The organism is Candidatus Palauibacter sp. (assembly GCF_965213655.1).
Lineage (GTDB): Bacteria > Gemmatimonadota > Gemmatimonadetes > Palauibacterales > Palauibacteraceae > Palauibacter.
In genome coordinates this window covers 2,279,080-2,295,826 of record NZ_CBDBZT010000003.1, presented here as the reverse complement: position 1 = coordinate 2,295,826, position 16,747 = coordinate 2,279,080, and the positions used below count along the sequence as shown (strand labels likewise).

Below are 16,747 nucleotides of genomic sequence, written 5' to 3'. Positions count from 1 at the left end.
GTGACCATGGGAGGTATCGATGGACAGCTTCCGTGCGGCAGGATCCCTGGCGGCGGCCGTCCTGTGCATTGGGTGCGACGCCTCCCCCGGTGACCGCTCTCAGGACTTCTCCGTGCGGGACAGCGCGGGCATCGAGATCGTCGAGAATCACGGCGAGATTCCTGAATTAGTGCTGCCGGCGGAGCCCCGCCTGCGGTTGGGCCGGCAGGACGGACCGCCCGAGTATCAGATGTTCCGGGTCGTCGACGCACTCGAACTGGACGACGGGTCCGTGGCCGTCGTGAGCCAGGTCGAGCCGCTCATCCGTCTCTTCGCCCCGGACGGCGAGATTCGGGATGTGTTCGGGTCTCTGGGCCAGGGGCCGCGGGAGTTCGGGCTTCCACAGAGGGTGTGGAAGGCCGGGGCGGACTCCCTCGTCATCTATGACTGGCGAAATCGACGGCTCGCCTACTGGACCGCGGGTGGGGGCTTCCTCTCGGTCAGCCCCCTGCGCCCGATACCGCCGACTCCGATCGCCGGCGGGCGCTTCCGGGACGGAACCATACTCGTCACGAGCCTCCGCATGACCCGCTCCGACGAGTTCACATGGTCGCCGCTCTCCGGGATGCGCTACGACGCGACCGGAGCCTTCCGGGATACGGTGTTCAACGTCCCCGGCTGGAACCTCGGGCCTGTAGAAATCGGCGGCGAGACCGTCTTCGTCGATCGGCACTTCGAGGGGCTGGCCGGAGCCCGCGCCCTGCAGGACGGCATCGCGCTCACGCTGGGAGATGCGTACGAGGTCCGCATCCTGGATCCAGCCGGGCGGCTGACCCGGTTGATTCGCTGGACCGGACGCGATCGCACCGTCACGGCGGCGCATGTGGCCGCGGCCCGCGAGGCCATGAGCCGCCGGGTGCCGGAGGAGCAGCGGCAATCGGCCCTGCGCCGCTTCGACGCGACCCCCGCCGCCGAGCAGTTCGGAACCGTGTCCGGACTTCGTCCCGGCCCTGAGGGGAGCGTGTGGGTACAGGAGATGCCTCGCCCCGGCGACCCCGACGGGGAGCGGTGGCTCGCGTTCGACGGAGCCGGGCGCCTCCTGGGCCGCCTCGCCCTCCCTCCGAGCGCCAACCTGACCCGCATTGGCCGGCAGAACCTGATCGCGACGGAAACCGACGAACTCGACATCGAGTATGTGTCCCTCTACGCTCTCCCCCCGGAGCTGGTCGCGGCCCGCGAGGGCCGTTGAGCAAGCGGAGGTAAGCATGCGGAACGTCGTTCTCGGCGGGTTATTCGCGACGACGGCCTCTCTCGCTGCACACGGCAGTGCACAGGGCGCGTCCGCGGGCCTTCAATCGGTCGCGCGGGACAGCGCGGGCGTGACGATCGTCGAAAACGAGAGGCCGGCAGCGGACACGCGGCTCGGCTGGCGGATTGGCCCGGAGCCCACGCTCTCGATCGGCGCCGTCGAAGGCGACCCCGCGTACGAACTGTTCCGGGTTTCGGATGCGACCCGGCTCCCGGATGGAAGGATCGTGGTCGCGAACGCGGGTTCCGCCGAACTTCGGACGTTCGACGAAACCGGCACCCACCTGGGCACCTGGGGCGGCGAGGGAGAGGGGCCGGGGGAATTTGGCCGCGGCGGTCCGTCCGGAGTCGGGCGCTGGCCGGGCGACTCCATCTCGGCATCGGACACCTTCGCCAGGCGGTTCTCGGTCTTCGACGCCAACGGAGAACACGGCCGCACGTCTTCGTTGCCCGATCCCTACTGGCGTTTGATCGGAGTCCTGCCCGACGGGAAGCTGTTTGTCGGGACTGTCTCGAGTTTTCGCCCTCCCGATGGTGAGTTCCCGGATGGAGTGGCTCGCATAGAGCTCGAGTACGGCCTCGTCGAGGCGGATGGCAGCGCACATTCCACGCTGGGCACGCATCCGGGCGCGGAATGGTCCGCCAATGCGGAGAACATGTCCGTCCGGCCGCATCCCTTCAGCCGCTCCCCCGTCTACGCCGTGTGGGGAGGCCTGGTCGTGATCGGCGCCAACGACCGCTATGACATCCGCGCCTACGCCACGGACGGCAGGCTGACGCGGATCGTGCGACGCGATCACGACGCTCGGCGCCCCACCCGCGCGGACCTCGACGCATACCACGCCCGGCGATACGAGAGCCTGTCCGGCGAGGAACGCTCCGCCGCGTTGGGCGCGGTGGCCGACATGGCTCTCACGGAGGCGTTCCCGGCGTTCAACACCATCCGCGTGGACGGGCTGGAGTATCTCTGGGTCGAGGAGTACCGTGAGCCCGGCGAAACAGGCCGGGTCTGGACCGTGTTCGACCCCGAGGGCCGAGTCCTCGGTTTCCTGGAGACTCCGCCCGGCCTGCGAGTGTTCGAAATCGGCGCCGACTACATTCTCGGCGCCGCGTACGACGAATTTCAGATTGAGTACGTCCAACTGTGGCCGCTCGACCGGGCCGGCTCCTGACGGCCTGCTCGTAAACGGAGGTACATTCTGAGGATCACCGCTCTGAGAGGCGTGTTCATCCTGGTCGTGGCCACCGGGTGCGCCGGCGCCGAAGAGGGGCGCCCGGGCCTCCAATCCGTCATCCGCGACAGCGGGGGCGTGATGATTGTCGAGAACGAGAGACCCGCGCCGGAGACTCGCCTCGGCTGGCGCATCGCCGAGACGCCCACGCTTTCGATCGGCGCCTTCGAGGGAGACCCGGCGTACGAGTTGTACCAGGTCATGGATGCCAGGAAGCTGCCGGACGGCAGAATCGTCGTCGCCAACGGAGGGTCCGGCGAACTGCGCGTGTTCGACGAGTCCGGCACGCACCTGGAGTCATGGGGAGGGCGGGGCGAGGGGCCGGGGGAGTTCGGCGATTTCGCCGCTCCCTGGAGCGTCGAGTACTGGCCCGGCGATTCCATCGCAGCCTCCGATCCGTTTGCGAGGAGGTTGACGATCTTCGACGCGCAGGGCGAGCCTGGCCGCACCATCGTGCCGGAGGAGGCCTACTACCGCCTCATCGGGGTGCAGCCAAACGGAAGGATGTTTCTGAGTACCATGGCCACGTTCATGGGCGGTACGCTGGGGACGGGAATGGTTCGAAGAGAGCTCGAATACGCCATCGCCGCGCCGGAGGGTAGCGTGCAGACGGCGCTCGGAGCGTATCCGGAGTCGGAGCGGTACATCATAGACGACGACCGGGGGATGCGTGTGTATCCGCAGCCCTTCGCCCACTCCGCCCTCGCCGGCATCTGGGGCGATTTGATCCTCCTCGGAGCCAACGACTTCTATGAGATCCGGGCCTATGCGACGGACGGCGCCCTCGCGAGGATCGTTCGCCGTGAGCATGACGTTCGCAGTCCGACCCGGGCCGACCTCGATCACCATCTTGCCCAGCGCTACGCGGACGACACGGAGCAGGAGCGGGCTGAGGCGCTGGCCCTCCTCAGCGATATGCCGCTGCTGGAGGCATTCCCCGCGTTCGGTCGGGTCATGACCGACTCCAGGGACTATCTCTGGGTGGAGGAGTACCAGTTGCCCGGCGAGCCGGTTCCCGCGTGGACGGTCTTCGACTCCGAGGGCCGGGTACTCGGCCTCATGGAGCTTCCCGCGGATGTGCGCCTCTTCGAGATCGGCGAAGACTACGTCCTGGGCCGCGTATCCGACGAGCTCGACATAGAGCGCGTACAGCTCTGGCCGCTCGACCGATCCGATCCCTGACGGACCTGGCCGACGCTCGCTCGCACCGCGACCGAAGGCTAGTTTCGGCGCGCACATAGAACCGCCGCGGCCGTTCCCGACTCGTCGCGGCATCTCCCCACGCGAACTTCGTGAACGGAGCGGCGTAGCAGCGGCGTGATGAACGGCATCGAGCGCGAGAAGATCGGTCCGCTGACGCTGCGTCTGTGGGGGTTGGTGACGGCCCTCGCCGTCTGGTCCCTCTATCTGCTGACGATCGCGCCGACGACCGGTTTCTGGGACACGTCCGAGTACGTGACGACGGCGCACATCCTCGGGCTCCCGCACCCGCCCGGGAATCCCCTCTTCGTACTCGTGGGCCGATTCTGGGATCTGCTGCTCGGGTTCACGGGACTGCCCGTCGCGCTCCGCATCAACGTGCTGAGCGCCACGCTCTCCGCCGGGGCGAGCTTCTTCTCGTTCCTCGCCGTGGCGCGCATGGTCGCGCACTTCCGCCAGAACCGGCACGAGGTCCTCGTGGCCGCAATGGTCGCGGTGTGGATCGGGGCCACCGCCTTCACCGTGTGGACCCAGTCGAATCTGAACGAGAAGGTCTACACGCTGTCGCTCTTCATCGTCTCACTGGTGAGCTACCTGACGATGGTCTGGGTGGACGAGGCGGACACGGCGCGCGGGAACCGGCTGCTCGTGCTGATCGCGCTCCTGCTCGGGCTCGGCTGGTCGAACCACACGATGTCGCTGCTGCCGGGCCCGGCGCTCGCGCTCTTCGTCCTCCTCCACCGCTGGCGCGCCGCCCTCAACCCTCGCGTCCTGGGACTGGGCGTCGCCCTGTTCGCGGTCGGCTACTCGGTGCAGCTCCTCTTCGTCCCCATTCGCTCGGCGCAGAACCCGATCATCGACGAGGCGGACCCGGAGTGCCCGACGCTTGTCTCGGCCATCACCCCGAAACGCGTGAGCGACCGCTTCGGGGGGAACAAGCTGTCGGTCGCCTGCGAGCCTCTGGCCATGTCGCTGATTCGCGATCAGTACGGTCCCGGCCCGGTCACGCAGCGCCAAGCTCCGCTCCACCGCCAGCTGGCCAACTACTGGCAGTACTTCGACTGGCAGTGGGCGCGATCCCTCCCCGCGGGTCCGCGCGTGGCCGCGAGCATGCTCTTTCTCTTTCTCGCGCTCCTCGGTCTCTGGACCCACCTGAAGAGCGACCGCAAGACCTTCGTCTACGCCGGAACCCTCTTCTTCACCGTCACCCTGCTTCTCGTCTATTACCTCAACTTCAAGCACGGCTACTCCCTCTACCTGGAGGAGGTGCCGAACATCCTCGAGCACGAGGTCAGGGAGCGGGACTACTTCTACATCATCGGCTTCCAGTTATGGGGGATCTACGCCGGACTGGGACTCGTTTCGCTATGGGGCAACTGGACGGTCCCCGCCCGGTCGACGAGTGCGGTGCCCCGGGGCAGGACCAGTCTGCCGGAGGACCTCCCGGCCGGATTCAGCGCGCGGCACCGCAAGGCGGCGCCGATCCTCGCCGTCGCGCTCGTCCCCTTCTTCTTCAACTTCGCGCGCGCGGACCGGACCGAGGACAGCGCGGCCCGCGACTGGGCGTACAACATCCTGCAGTCGGTCGAGCCCTACGCGGTGCTGTTCACGAACGGAGACAACGACACCTTCCCGCTCTGGTACCTGCAGGAGGTGGAGGGGATTCGGCGCGACGTGACCGTCATCGTCCACTCCTATCTCGGCACGAACTGGTATCCGAAGCAGCTGCGGTCGCTGACGACGCCCTGCGAGCCGGGGGTGTCCGCGGCCGATTCCCCCACGACCATCGTATGCCAGCGCGCCTTCGATACGGCGAACGCGGCGAGTCCGTATGTCGACGAGCCGGCGCTTGCGCCGACGCGCTCGATCATCGCCCTGAACGACGCGCAGATCGACAATCTCGGGCCGGGTATCGCTGTCGCCCGGGACACCGCCTTTCGCGTCTCGAACGACGTGACGGCGAGGGTGCGCGGCGGGGACTCGATTCTCTATCCCGACGTCCTCGTGTTCCACATCATTCAGCAATCGCTCGGGGACCGGCCGGTCTACTTCGCGGCGACCGCTCCGCCGGTGTACGGGAAATGGGGGCTGCAGCCGCACCTCGTCCGGCATGGGCTCGCCTTCAAGCTCGTGGACGCGCCGCTGGAGGCGACGGAAGACATCGTGAGCCTGCGCGAGTACATGCCGAACACGGTCTCGCCGACGTGGAACGACCGGGCGCGCACGAGCGAGCTGCTGTGGGACGTGTTCCGGTTCGAGGGCGTCCTGGAGTGGGAGGAGTGGCCCGAGCCGTCCACGCAGTCGAGCATCCCGGCCCAGTACTACCTCGCGTACTACCTGCAGGGCATGACGGAAGAGCACCTGGGAGACGTGGAAGCCGCCGAGCAGGCCTATCAGCGCGCGGACCACTTCGGGTTCCTCGCCGGCCTCGGCGTGCCGCAGCAGTGACCGGGCGCGTCACCGCGACGCTGCTCGTCGCCGCCGCCGGTAGATGAACGGGGTCGAGCAAGAGAAGGTCGGCCCGCTGACGTTGCGGGTCTGGGCGCTGCTGACGGCGCTCGCCGTCTGGGCTCTCTATCTCCTGACCCTGGCTCCGACGACCGGCTTCTGGGACGCGTCGGAATACGTGACGACGGCGCACATCCTCGGACTGCCGCACCCGCCGGGGAACCCGCTCTTCGTCATCGTCGGCCGGGTGTGGGATTTGTTACTGGGATTCACGGGCCTCCCCGTCGCGCTGCGGATCAACGCGCTCGGCGCCACGCTCTCCGCCGGCGCGAGCTTCTTCTGGTTCCTGGCCGTCGTCCGCATCGTCGCGCGCTTCCGCGAGAACCGACACGAGGTGCTCGTGGCCGCGATCACGGCCGTGTGGATCGGGGCCACGGCCTTCACGGTCTGGACTCAGTCGAACCTCAACGAGAAGGTCTATCCGCTCTCGCTCTTCGTCGTGGCCCTCCTGAGCTACCTGGCGATGGTCTGGCTGGACGAGGCGGATACGGTGCGCGGGAACCGGCTGCTCGTGTTGATCGCGCTCGTCCTCGGCCTCGGGTGGGCGAACCACACCATGTCGATGCTGCCGGCGCTGGCGCTGGCCGCGTTCGTGCTGCTGCACCGCTGGCGGGCCGTACTGAACCCGCGCGTCTTGGGGCTCGGCGCGGTGCTGCTCGCCGTGGGCTACTCCCTGCAGTTCCTTTTCGTCCCCATCCGCTCGGCGCAGAACCCGATCATCGACGAGGCCGACCCCGAGTGTCCGTCGCTCGTCTCGGCCGTCACGCCGCGGCGGATCGACGACCGCTACGGACAGAGCAAGCTCGCCGTGGCGTGCGAGCCGCTCGCCCTCTCGCTGATCCGCGACCAGTACGCCCCGCCGCCGACCACGCAGCGGCAGGCCCCGCTCTCGGCGCAGATGGCGAACTACTGGCAGTACTTCGACTGGCAGTGGGCGCGGTCGCTGCCGCCGGGCGCCCGCCTCGCGGCGAGCATCCTCTTCCTCTTCCTCGCGCTCGTCGGCCTGTGGACCCACCTGCGGAGCGACCGGAAGACGTTCGTCTACGCGGGGACGCTTTTCTTCACGGTCACGCTGCTGCTCGTCTACTACCTCAACTTCCGCTACGGCTACTCGCTCTACTGGGAGGAGGCGCCGAGCCTCGCGGCCCACGAGGTCCGCGAACGCGACTACTTCTTCATCATCGGCTTCCAGTTATGGGGGATCTACGCCGGGCTGGGGCTCGTCTCGCTGTGGGGACGGTGGACCGCGGCGCGCGATCCGGGCCGGTTGCCGGCCGGGTTCGGCCCCCGGCACCGCAAGGCGGCGGCGCTCCTCGCGCTCGGCCTCATCCCCTTCTTCTTCAACTTCGGCCAGGCCGACCGGAGCAACGACCGGCTGGCCCGCAACTGGGCCTACAACATGCTGCAGTCCGTCGAACCGTACGCCGTGCTCTTCACCTACGGCGACAACGACACCTTCCCGCTCTGGTACGTGCAGGAGGTCGAGGGGATCAGGCGCGACGTCACGGTCATTGTGCAGTCGTATCTCGGGACGGACTGGTATCACCGACAGCTGCGCCAGCTGACGGCGCCGTGCGAACCGGGGGAGTCCGCGGAGGATTCTCCCACCACGATCGTGTGCCAGCGCTCGTTCGATCCGGCGACGGCGGCGGGTCTGTACGCGGACATGGCCGTGACGCCGCCGACCCGCTCGGCGATCCCGCCATCCGATACGGGGATCGATGGCCTCTCGCAGGTACTGTCCGTCCCGGAGGACTCGACCTATGAGCTTTCGGACCGGATAGCGGGGACGGTGCGCGGAGGTGATGTGGTTCCGCCCGCGGACATCCGGGTGTTCCAGATCGCGCGGAAGTCGCTGGGAGATCGGCCGGTCTACTTCGCCGCGACGGCTGCCCAGGTCTGGAACAAATGGCAACTGCAGTCCCACCTCGTGCGGCATGGGCTCGCCTTCAAGCTCGTGGACGGCCCGCTGCAGGCGTCGGAGACGCTCGTCCATCTGGGCGAATCATTTGCGGGTTCCGTATGGCCCGCCTGGAACGACGCTGCACGTACCGGGCGGCTGCTGGAGGAGGTGTTCCTGGTCGACGACCTGCTCCGGCGCGAGGAGTGGCCCGAGCCATCATCGCGGTCGATCCCCTCCGTCTATTTCCTGGCGCACTACGTCCAAGGCCTGACGGAAGAGTTACGGGGTGCGACCGACCGGGCCCGGGAGGCGTACCGGCGAGCAGACCACTTCGCACGCCTCGCCGGCCAGGGGCCGCCAGCCGACTGACGCTACATGGGGCGGATGGTGCCCAGCAGCGTCACGATCACGATCAGTACCCCGTTGATCGAAGCCACGATCGCGTTCTTCTTGCGGAATCGAAGGTACGCCGCGCTGTCCTCGTCCGCGTTGGCCGAAGCCTCGGCGGCGCGCGCGAGGCGACCCGAGTTGGGGATCTGGATCGCGACCGCGAGGGCGAAAGCGATGAGCCCCAGCACCTGCATCTGAAACTGCCAATGCGGCGTGAGCCGGAAGACCCCGTAGCCGCCCAGGCCGGCGAGGCCGAACCCGGCCACGGTGGTCAGCACCATGCCGATCAGTCCGGGGCCCCTGAGCAGCCTGTGGCCGGCGCGATAGATGAACGCGATCACGTTTCGGTCGCCCGTCTTGTTGGCCCGGACGCCGAGGATCGCGAGCGAAAAGGTGACGCCGAACCACAGCGCCAACCCGATCAGATGCAGAAAGAGCATCACTCCACGCATGTCCATGCGCGCAAAGTCCGAGCGCCGCAGACGCGGGTCAAGAGACCGGGCCCGGGACTGCCCGCGGCGGAGCGCGTTTGACGAACGGCGGGGGGCGGCGGCAACGTCCGGCATGAGTACGATCACGCAGACAAGACGGACCCCGCTCCCGGCGGTGCTCGAGAACGAACTCGAACAGGCGTTGGGCGACCGGTTCACGACGGCCGAGGCGATGCGCCAGCAGCACGGCGAGGGCGAGTCGTTCCACGCCAACGAACCGCCGGACGCGGTGGTCTTCCCGGAGTCGACGGCCGAGGTGTCGGCGGTCGTGGGGGCTTGCCACCGATACGGCGTCCCCATGATCGGGTTCGGGGCCGGGACCTCGCTCGAGGGGCATGTCGCCGCGCTGCGCGGGGGGGTGACGATCGCGACGAGCGGCCTCACGCGCCTCATCGAACTCAACCCCGAGGACATGGACTGTCGCGTCGAGGCGGGGATGACGCGCATGGCGCTGGAGCAGCACCTGAAGGGGACGGGCCTCTTCTTCCCCATCGACCCGGGCGCCGACGCGAGCCTGGGCGGGATGGCCGCAACCGGGGCCTCCGGGACGACCACGGTCCGCTACGGCACGATGCGCGAGAACGTGCTCGGCCTCACCGTCGTACTCCCGGACGGCACGGTGATCCGGACGGGCGGGCGTGCGAGAAAATCCTCGGCCGGCTACGACCTCACGCGGCTCTTCCTCGGCTCCGAGGGCACGATCGGCATCATCACGGAGGTCCTGCTCCGCCTGAGCGGGATCCCGGAGGCGGTCGCCTCGGCGGTGTGCTCCTTCCCGACGCTGGCCGATGCCGTCGACGCCGTGATCTACACGATTCAGAGCGGGGTGCCGGTCGCGCGGGCCGAACTCCTCGACGAGGTGCAGATGGACGCGGTGAACCGGTACTCGGACTTCGACTACGCGGTGCGTCCCACGCTCTTCTTCGAGTTCCACGGGACGGCCGCCGGCGTCGAGGAGCAGTCGACCGAAGTGGGCTTGATCGCGAAGGAACTCGGCGGGACGGACTTCGAGTGGGCCACGCGCGCCGAGGAACGGTCGCGGCTGTGGGCGGCCCGGCACGAGGCCTACTACGCCTCGCTCGCCCTCCGTCCGGGAGCCCGGGGGTGGGCGACGGATGTCTGCGTCCCGATCTCCTCGCTCGCCGAGTGTCTCCTGAAGACCCGCGAGGACATCGACGCGGAGGGCCTCCTGGCGCCGATCGTTGCCCACGCGGGAGACGGTAACTTCCACGTCCTCTTCATCATCGATCCGGACGATGAGGAGGAGATGGCCCGCGCGAAGCGGGTGAATACGCGCATGATCGAGCAGGCGATCTCGGTCGGAGGCACGTGCACCGGCGAGCACGGGGTCGGCTACGGAAAGATCCCCTACATGCGGGCGCAGCACGGGGCGGCGGTCGACGCCATGCGTTCGATCAAGGAGGCGCTCGACCCGAAGGGCCTCATGAATCCGGGAAAGGTGGTCGCATGACGATCGAGAGCGGCATCGGCCGTGGCCGACGAACGGCGTTCGAGCCGCGGGCCTCGACGCTCGGAACCGCGTGGCTGATGATCCTCGCGATCGCGGCCTGCGCTTCCCCGGAGAGCGGGGACACAGCCGCCGGAGCGGAGGGCGTCGCGGACCTCGTCATCCTCGGGGGCCGGGTCATGGATCCGGAGACGCGACTCGACGCCGTGCGCGATGTCGCGGTCGCCGACGGACGGATCACGGCGGTGTCGGAGGGAGGCGTCGAGGGACGGGACACGATCGATGCGACCGGCCTCGTGGTCGCGCCCGGCTTCATCGATCTGCACGCGCACGGACAGGATACGGTGAGCGCGAAGCTCCAGGCGCTAGACGGCGTGACGACGGCGCTCGAGATGGAGATCGGCGTGTACCCGGTGGCCGAATGGGTCGCCTCGCGCGAGGGGACGGCCCCCATCCACTTCGGGGCGACCGTGAGCCATCCGGGGGCGCGCGTCAAGCTCGTCACGGGTGTGGACGCGGGGCACTCGACGATGACGCCGCCGGGGGAGCCCAGCCCGTTCGAGTCGGAAGCCGTGTACAGTGAATTGGACGATGAGCAGATTCTTGAACTGAACGGGCTCATGGCGTCGGGTCTGGCGGAAGGCGGACTCGGGATCGGGTTCGGCATCACGTACACGCCGGGTGCCTCGCGGACGGAGATCTACCGGGCCTTCCAACTCGCGGCCGCGCAGGGGGCCCCGGCCTATGTCCACATCCGGGGCGAGAACTCGGGCGGGACGCTGGGGGCCTTCCAGGAGGTGATCGCGAACGCGCTCGCCACGGGGGCCTCGCTCCACATCGTCCACATGAACTCGAGCGCGGACGAGATGGCGCGCACGACGCTGGAGATGATCCGCGGGGCGCGCGAGCGCGGGATCGACATCACGACCGAGTCCTACCCTTATACGGCGGGCTCGACTCGCATCGAATCGGCCCTGTTCGATGCGTGGGAGGGGCTCTCCGACGAGGAATACAGCCGCCTGCAGTGGTCCGGGACCCCCGAACGGCTCAACGCGGAGAGCTTCCGCCGCTACCGGGAGCAGGGCGGCTGGGTCGTGATCCACGGGAGGAACGAGGAGACGAACGAGTGGATCATCGCGCAGCCCGACGTGATCGTGGCGAGCGACGGGATCCCGTATCTGTACGCCGCCATCCATCCGCGCGGCGCCGGCACCTATTCGCGGGTGCTCGGGCACTACGTGCGTGAGCGTGGGGCGCTGAGCCTCATGGACGCGCTCGCCAAGATGACGATCCTGCCGGCGCAACGGGTGGAGGGCTTCGCGCCCGTGATGGCGCGGAAGGGAAGGGTGCAGGCCGGCGCCGACGCGGACATCGTCGTGTTCGACCCGGAGACGATCATCGACCACTCGACGTACGCGGACCCGGCGGCGCCCTCGGAAGGGGTCATGTATCTCCTCGTCGAGGGGACGGCCGTGGTCCGGGAGGGGGAGATCGTGCCCGGCGTCTATCCCGGCCAGCCGATCACGAGCGGCACCCGGTAGCGCCTGCTCTCCCCCGCCTGCCGGGTCGGCCCCTCGCCGGACGGCGATAGACGGTGACGCTATTCCTCGCGCTCGCGGTCCTCACGCTGGTCGTGTGGACGGGCATCGCGGGGACCGTCACCTACAGCGAACTCAAGGTCCGCAGACTCGACAGAATCGCGCCGCCTCGCGCGGACGAGCCTCCGCCTCCGCCCCTCTCCGTGATCGTGGCGGCCAGGAACGAGGAACCGTCGGTCGAGGAGGCGCTCCGGTCGCTGCTTGCCCTCCGCTACCCGGACTTCGAGGTCCTGTTCGTGAACGACCGCTCCGAGGACCGCACCGGGGAGATCGCCGCGCGATTGGCGACGGAGGACCAGCGGCTCTCGGTGATCGACGTGGAGGAGCTGCCGGACGGCTGGTTCGGCAAGAACCACGCCACCCAGCGGGGTGCGGACGCGGCGGCGGGGGAGCTTCTGCTCTTCACCGATGGCGACATCCGCTTCGCGCCGGACGCCGTCGCGCTCGGCGTGCGGCACCTCATGCGCGAGTGCCTCGACCATCTGAGCGCCGGCCCGGGAATCGTGGTCAGCGGCCGCATGCTTCGGGCCTCCATGATGGCCCTCCGCCTCTGCGTCTCCGCCACGCAGCGTCTCTGGAAAGTCCGCGACCCCCGGAGTTCGGCCTGCATGGGCGTCGGCGCCTATACGATCATGCGCGCCGACGCCTACCGCGCCATCGGAGGACACCGAAGCGTCGCGCTGCGGCCCGACGAGGATCTCAGGCTGGGTCAACTCGTGAAGATCTCGGGGCTGCGGTCGGACTTCCTCAACGGCGAAAAGGTGATCTCGTGCCCCTGGTACGATTCCCTCGGCGGTTTCATTCGCGGGACCGAAAAGAACCTCTTCGCCGCGCGGAACTACCGTCTCTCGGAGGCGCTGGTCTCCAGCGCCGGGCTGCTGTGGCTTGCCGTCGCCCCCCTCGTCCTGGCGCCGCTGCTGTGGGCGACCGGCGAGATCGCGCCCGCGGCCATCTTCGCCGCCTGCCTCCTCATCGGCTGGTTGCCGGCGACCACCGTACTGAGGGACGACGCCCACCCCTGGTGGACCGGCCTCCTCCTTCCGCCCGGCATCGTAATCGTGGCGTACACGCTGTTGCGTTCCACGGTTCTCGCCGTGGTGCGCGGGGTCGCGTGGGGTGGCCCTCCCGTTCCCCTGTCGAAACTGCGCGCCGCGCGGATCCGGCCACGAACCGAGATGTCTGAGGGTCCCCGGGAAGTGTAGGGCGGCTCAGAGACCGGCCAGCGAACGCAGGTCGGCAGCGAGCCGGGACCGCGTCTCCGCGTCGCGGCACAGGATGAGGATCGTGTCGTCTCCCGCGACCGTCGCGACGACGCCCTCCAGCTCCGACTCATCGACGGCGATCGCGACGGCGTTGGCGCAGCCGCTCAGCGTCCGGACCGCGAGCAGCGCGTCGCCCGGGCCGACCTCCAGCGCGAACTCGCTCAGCGTCACGGCCAGCACCCGGCGGGGGTTCGGCGGCGTGGTCTCCGGCTCGGGGCGGTGATACCGGGGGCCGCCCGCGCCGGGCCGCTTCACGACGCCGAGGCGCCGGATGTCCCGCGACAGCGTGGCCTGGGTCGTCGCGACGCCCCGTCGCGCGAGCGCGGCCACGAGTTCGGTCTGGGTCCGGATCGGCCGGCGGTCGATGATCTGCAGGATCGCCCGCTCGCGCGCTCTGCGGCGTGCCGGCGTCATGCGATCTCCGCGTCCAGCAGCCGCTCCTCGAGGTGGGCACGCCGGATCGGCGGGTCCGAGCGGCCGTCCAGCCACGCCTCCAGCTCGATCACCTCGCGGTCGACGGCCTGCAGTTGCTCCAGCACGCGGACCGGCGCCGGCCCGCCGGGCGAATCGTGTGCGGCGACGGCGGCGTCCGGCCGCAACACGTCGTGCACGTCGTCTCCCGCCGACGGACAGCAGGCCCGAAGGGCTTCGAGGTCGAGTTCCCATAGCTCCACGCCGGCTTCCTCGGCCAGGCTCACAGCCTCGCCCACCTGGTGGTGCGCGGTGCGGAAGGGGACGCCTCGGCGGACGAGGTGGTCGGCGAGTTCGGTCGCGGTCAGCATCCCGCCGGCGAGCGCCGCCTCCATGACGTCCGTCCGGTAGTTCACGCCCCGCGCGATCGCGATCGCCGCCGCGAGCGACCAGTCCGCCGTGTCGAGCGAGTCGAAGAGGCGCTCCTTGTCCTCCTGAAAGTCGCTGTTGAAGGTGAGCGGGAGACCCTTCATCAGTGCGAGCAGCGACGTCACGTTGCCGATCGCCCGCGCCGACTTTCCGCGCAGGATCTCGGCCGCCTCCGGGTTCTTCTTCTGCGGCATGATGCTGCTGCCCTGCGAGACGGAGTCGTCTAGTTCGATGAACCCGAACTCCCGCGTCGACCAGAGCACGACTTCGTCCGCCCAGCGGGACAGGTGTACGCCGAGCAGCGCGCACGCGTACGCCGCGTCGAGCACGTAGTCGCGGTCGCCGACGATGTGCATGCTGTTGGAGAAGGTGCGGTCGAGTCCGAGCAGGGCGGCGCTGCGCGCGGGATCGATCGGGAACGAGGTGCCGGCGAGCGCGCCCGAGCCGAGCGGCGACACGCCCGCCAGCCGGTGCGCGGCCCGGAGCCGTTCGGCGTCCGCGGCCAGCGAGGCCACGTGGGCCAGAAGGTGGTGTGCGAGGCTCACCGGCTGTCCCCGCTGCAGGTGCGTGTAGCCCGGCAGGAAGGTCTCCCGAAGCGAGGCCGCCTGCCCCGTGAGCACCCGTTGCAGCCCCGCGACCCCGTAAAGGACGTCCTCGAGGCGCTCGCGCACGTAGAGCCGCAGCGCGATCGCGGTCTGGTCGTTCCGGCTCCTGGCGGTGTGGAGCCGTTTTCCGGCTTCCCCCACGCGTTCGACGAGCGTGCGTTCGATCCACGTGTGCACGTCCTCGTCCGGCCCTTCGACCTCCAGTCCGCCCGCCTCCACTTCGCCCAGGACCTCCGACAGGCCGGACAGGATCAGGTCGCTGTCAGCCCTCGGCAGGATCGACGTCTCGCGCAACATGCGGGCGTGCGCGAGGCTCGCGAGGAGGTCGTGCCGGACCAGCCTCCGATCGAAGGGCAGCGAGTTCGTGAACTCGAGGATCGCCGGATGCACGGGGACCGCGAAGCGCCCCCCCCAAAGGGCGTCGCCCGGCGCTCCCCCTTCGGGTTCGTCCGTCACGGGTTGTCAGCCTCGGGCGGACACCAGCGGCCGGCCGGCTCGCCTGGGCGCGCCCGACGGAACCGCCAGTCCCAACTCCGTGCCCCCCGCGGTGCCAATCTGCGCCGCATCCGCGCCGTTGGACGCGAAGTCGGCGGCGGTGCCATCCACGCGCGCCGCCGTCCGCACTCGCGCGGCCAGGCTCGAGGGAAGGCCCCACAGGCGGACGAACCCGCCGGCGTCGGCCTGGTCGTAGACCGAATCTTCCTCGAACGTGGCGAGATCCTCCCGGTACAGCGAGAAGGGTGACGTTCGCGCCACCGGCAGCGCGGAGCCCTTGAACAACCGAACGGTCACGTCCCCGGTCGAGGTCGCGTGCGCCTCATCGAGGAAAGCGTCGAAGGCCGCGCGCAGCGGCGAGAACCAGAGACCCTGGTAGACGAGTTCCGCGTACCGGTCGGCGATCCCCCGCTTGAAGCCCGCCGTGTCCCGGTCGAGCGAGATCGACTCGAGATCGGCCAGCGCGGCGAGCAGCACGGTCCCCGCCGGCGTCTCGTAGACGCCGCGGCTCTTCATGCCGACGAGCCGGTTCTCGACGAGATCGACGCGCCCCACCCCGTGGGCCCCGGCCTTCTCGTTCAGAGCCTGAATGAGCGCCACCGGATTGAGCGCTTCACCGTTGAGCGCCACCGGGACGCCGCACTCGAACGAGATGACGACGTCTTCGGGCGCGTCCGGCGCTTCGGCCGGATCGACCGTCAACTCCCGCAACTCATCCGGCGTCGCCGCGGTCGTGTCCTCGAGGATCCCGCCCTCGAACGACGTGTGCCACAGATTCCGGTCGATGCTGTAGAGCTTCCGGGGGCTGCCCGGCACGGGAATGTCGCGCTCCGCGGCATAGGCGAAGGCGTCTTCTCTCGAAGTGATCTCCCACTCGCGCCACGGGGCGATCACGGTCAGCTCCGGAGCGAGCGCCTGGTAGGTGAGTTCGAAGCGGACCTGGTCGTTGCCCTTGCCGGTGCACCCGTGCGCGACCGCGTCGCAGTTGTACTCGCGCGCGACCTCGACCTGAGCCGCCGCGATCACGGGCCGAGCCAGAGAGGTGCCGAGCAGGTAGCGGCCTTCGTACACGGCCCCCGCCTTCAGTGCGGGGAAGGCACACTCGGTCAGAAACTCCTCGCGGAAATCGATGACTCGACAGGCGATCGCGCCCGTGGCCATCGCCTTCTCGCGAGCCGCCTCGAAGTCCTCCTTCTGGCCGACGTCCACGACGACCGCGACGACCTCGCAGTCGTAATTCTCCTTCAACCAGGTGACCATCACCGATGTATCGAGGCCGCCGGAATAGGCGAGGGCGACCCGCTTCACGCTCTTCTTCGTCATGCTCGATCCCGAGGTGGCAGTTGCGTGCACCGTTCACGGAGTGAGGCCCGCGCCAGGACGTCACTCACGGCGAGCGAGAATATATACAAGAATATGCATAAACATGCAACGGATTGAGGTGGACCTGTGGAGGGGACGTTCCCGC

12 protein-coding genes are annotated in these 16,747 nt (G+C 68.9%); 8 read left to right on the top strand and 4 right to left on the bottom strand.

The annotated features are described in order from the left end of the window. Positions 1-19 precede the first annotated feature (19 nt). From ACOOGH_RS12370 to ACOOGH_RS12350, 5 genes are all read left to right on the top strand, one after another. Entirely contained in the window at positions 20-1,228 is a 1,209-nt protein-coding gene (locus ACOOGH_RS12370; protein WP_420449193.1) for a hypothetical protein, read from the top strand. A gap of 16 nt (positions 1,229-1,244) precedes the next feature. Continuing rightward, positions 1,245-2,459: a hypothetical protein gene (locus ACOOGH_RS12365; protein WP_420449192.1), complete on the top strand. Its 1,215-nt coding sequence runs from the start codon at positions 1,245-1,247 to the stop codon at positions 2,457-2,459. 51 nt (positions 2,460-2,510) lie between these two features. Continuing rightward, entirely contained in the window at positions 2,511-3,701 is a 1,191-nt protein-coding gene (locus ACOOGH_RS12360) for a hypothetical protein (RefSeq protein WP_420449191.1), read from the top strand. A 138-nt stretch (positions 3,702-3,839) separates the two neighbouring features. Further along, positions 3,840-6,167: a DUF2723 domain-containing protein gene (locus ACOOGH_RS12355; RefSeq protein WP_420450124.1), complete on the top strand. Its 2,328-nt coding sequence runs from the start codon at positions 3,840-3,842 to the stop codon at positions 6,165-6,167. A gap of 43 nt (positions 6,168-6,210) precedes the next feature. Then, complete coding sequence (locus ACOOGH_RS12350) at positions 6,211-8,499, top strand: DUF2723 domain-containing protein (RefSeq protein ID WP_420449190.1); 2,289 nt, start codon at positions 6,211-6,213, stop codon at positions 8,497-8,499. A gap of 2 nt (positions 8,500-8,501) precedes the next feature. Here the strand turns inward: ACOOGH_RS12350 and ACOOGH_RS12345 are convergent, their stop codons facing one another. Further along, positions 8,502-8,978, bottom strand: a complete 477-nt coding sequence (locus tag ACOOGH_RS12345; RefSeq protein WP_420449189.1) for a DUF2269 family protein — start codon at positions 8,976-8,978, stop codon at positions 8,502-8,504. A gap of 106 nt (positions 8,979-9,084) precedes the next feature. Between ACOOGH_RS12345 and ACOOGH_RS12340 the strand changes: the two genes are divergently transcribed. From ACOOGH_RS12340 to ACOOGH_RS12330, 3 genes are read left to right on the top strand one after another with little or no spacing between them, the layout of a single operon-like run. Further along, complete coding sequence (locus tag ACOOGH_RS12340) at positions 9,085-10,482, top strand: FAD-linked oxidase C-terminal domain-containing protein (protein ID WP_420449188.1); 1,398 nt, start codon at positions 9,085-9,087, stop codon at positions 10,480-10,482. Further along, the gene (locus tag ACOOGH_RS12335) at positions 10,479-12,020 is read left to right on the top strand and encodes an amidohydrolase family protein (protein ID WP_420449187.1); all 1,542 of its coding nucleotides are present in this window, start codon (positions 10,479-10,481) and stop codon (positions 12,018-12,020) included. The genes ACOOGH_RS12340 and ACOOGH_RS12335 overlap by 4 nt, the downstream gene beginning before the upstream one ends. A 53-nt stretch (positions 12,021-12,073) precedes the next feature. Then, on the top strand, positions 12,074-13,279 hold the full coding sequence (locus ACOOGH_RS12330) for a glycosyltransferase (protein WP_420449186.1): 1,206 nt from the start codon (positions 12,074-12,076) through the stop codon (positions 13,277-13,279). A gap of 6 nt (positions 13,280-13,285) precedes the next feature. Here the strand turns inward: ACOOGH_RS12330 and ACOOGH_RS12325 are convergent, their stop codons facing one another. Genes ACOOGH_RS12325 through ACOOGH_RS12315 form a run of 3 tightly spaced genes read right to left on the bottom strand, consistent with a single transcriptional unit; the run spans position 13,286 to position 16,602 of the window. Next, entirely contained in the window at positions 13,286-13,753 is a 468-nt protein-coding gene (locus ACOOGH_RS12325; RefSeq protein ID WP_420449185.1) for an arginine repressor, read from the bottom strand. Next, positions 13,750-15,240 carry an argininosuccinate lyase gene (argH, locus tag ACOOGH_RS12320; RefSeq protein ID WP_420449184.1) on the bottom strand — a complete coding sequence of 497 codons (1,491 nt, stop codon included), beginning with the start codon at positions 15,238-15,240 and terminating at the stop codon, positions 13,750-13,752. The genes ACOOGH_RS12325 and argH overlap by 4 nt, the downstream gene beginning before the upstream one ends. A 6-nt stretch (positions 15,241-15,246) precedes the next feature. Then, on the bottom strand, positions 15,247-16,602 hold the full coding sequence (locus ACOOGH_RS12315) for an argininosuccinate synthase (RefSeq protein WP_420449183.1): 1,356 nt from the start codon (positions 16,600-16,602) through the stop codon (positions 15,247-15,249). Positions 16,603-16,747: the final 145 nt, after the last annotated feature.

Excerpts from the sequence above, each read along its gene's own strand:
- ACOOGH_RS12370 (WP_420449193.1), top strand. The coding sequence starts at position 20 with ATGGACAGCTTCCGTGCGGCAGGATCCCTGGCGGCGGCCGTCCTGTGC.
- ACOOGH_RS12365 (WP_420449192.1), top strand. The coding sequence starts at position 1,245 with ATGCGGAACGTCGTTCTCGGCGGGTTATTCGCGACGACGGCCTCTCTC.
- ACOOGH_RS12355 (WP_420450124.1), top strand. The coding sequence starts at position 3,840 with ATGAACGGCATCGAGCGCGAGAAGATCGGTCCGCTGACGCTGCGTCTG.
- ACOOGH_RS12350 (WP_420449190.1), top strand. The coding sequence starts at position 6,211 with ATGAACGGGGTCGAGCAAGAGAAGGTCGGCCCGCTGACGTTGCGGGTC.
- ACOOGH_RS12345 (WP_420449189.1), bottom strand. The coding sequence starts at position 8,978 with ATGGACATGCGTGGAGTGATGCTCTTTCTGCATCTGATCGGGTTGGCG.
- ACOOGH_RS12340 (WP_420449188.1), top strand. The coding sequence starts at position 9,085 with ATGAGTACGATCACGCAGACAAGACGGACCCCGCTCCCGGCGGTGCTC.
- ACOOGH_RS12335 (WP_420449187.1), top strand. The coding sequence starts at position 10,479 with ATGACGATCGAGAGCGGCATCGGCCGTGGCCGACGAACGGCGTTCGAG.
- ACOOGH_RS12325 (WP_420449185.1), bottom strand. The coding sequence starts at position 13,753 with ATGACGCCGGCACGCCGCAGAGCGCGCGAGCGGGCGATCCTGCAGATC.
- ACOOGH_RS12315 (WP_420449183.1), bottom strand. The coding sequence starts at position 16,602 with ATGACGAAGAAGAGCGTGAAGCGGGTCGCCCTCGCCTATTCCGGCGGC.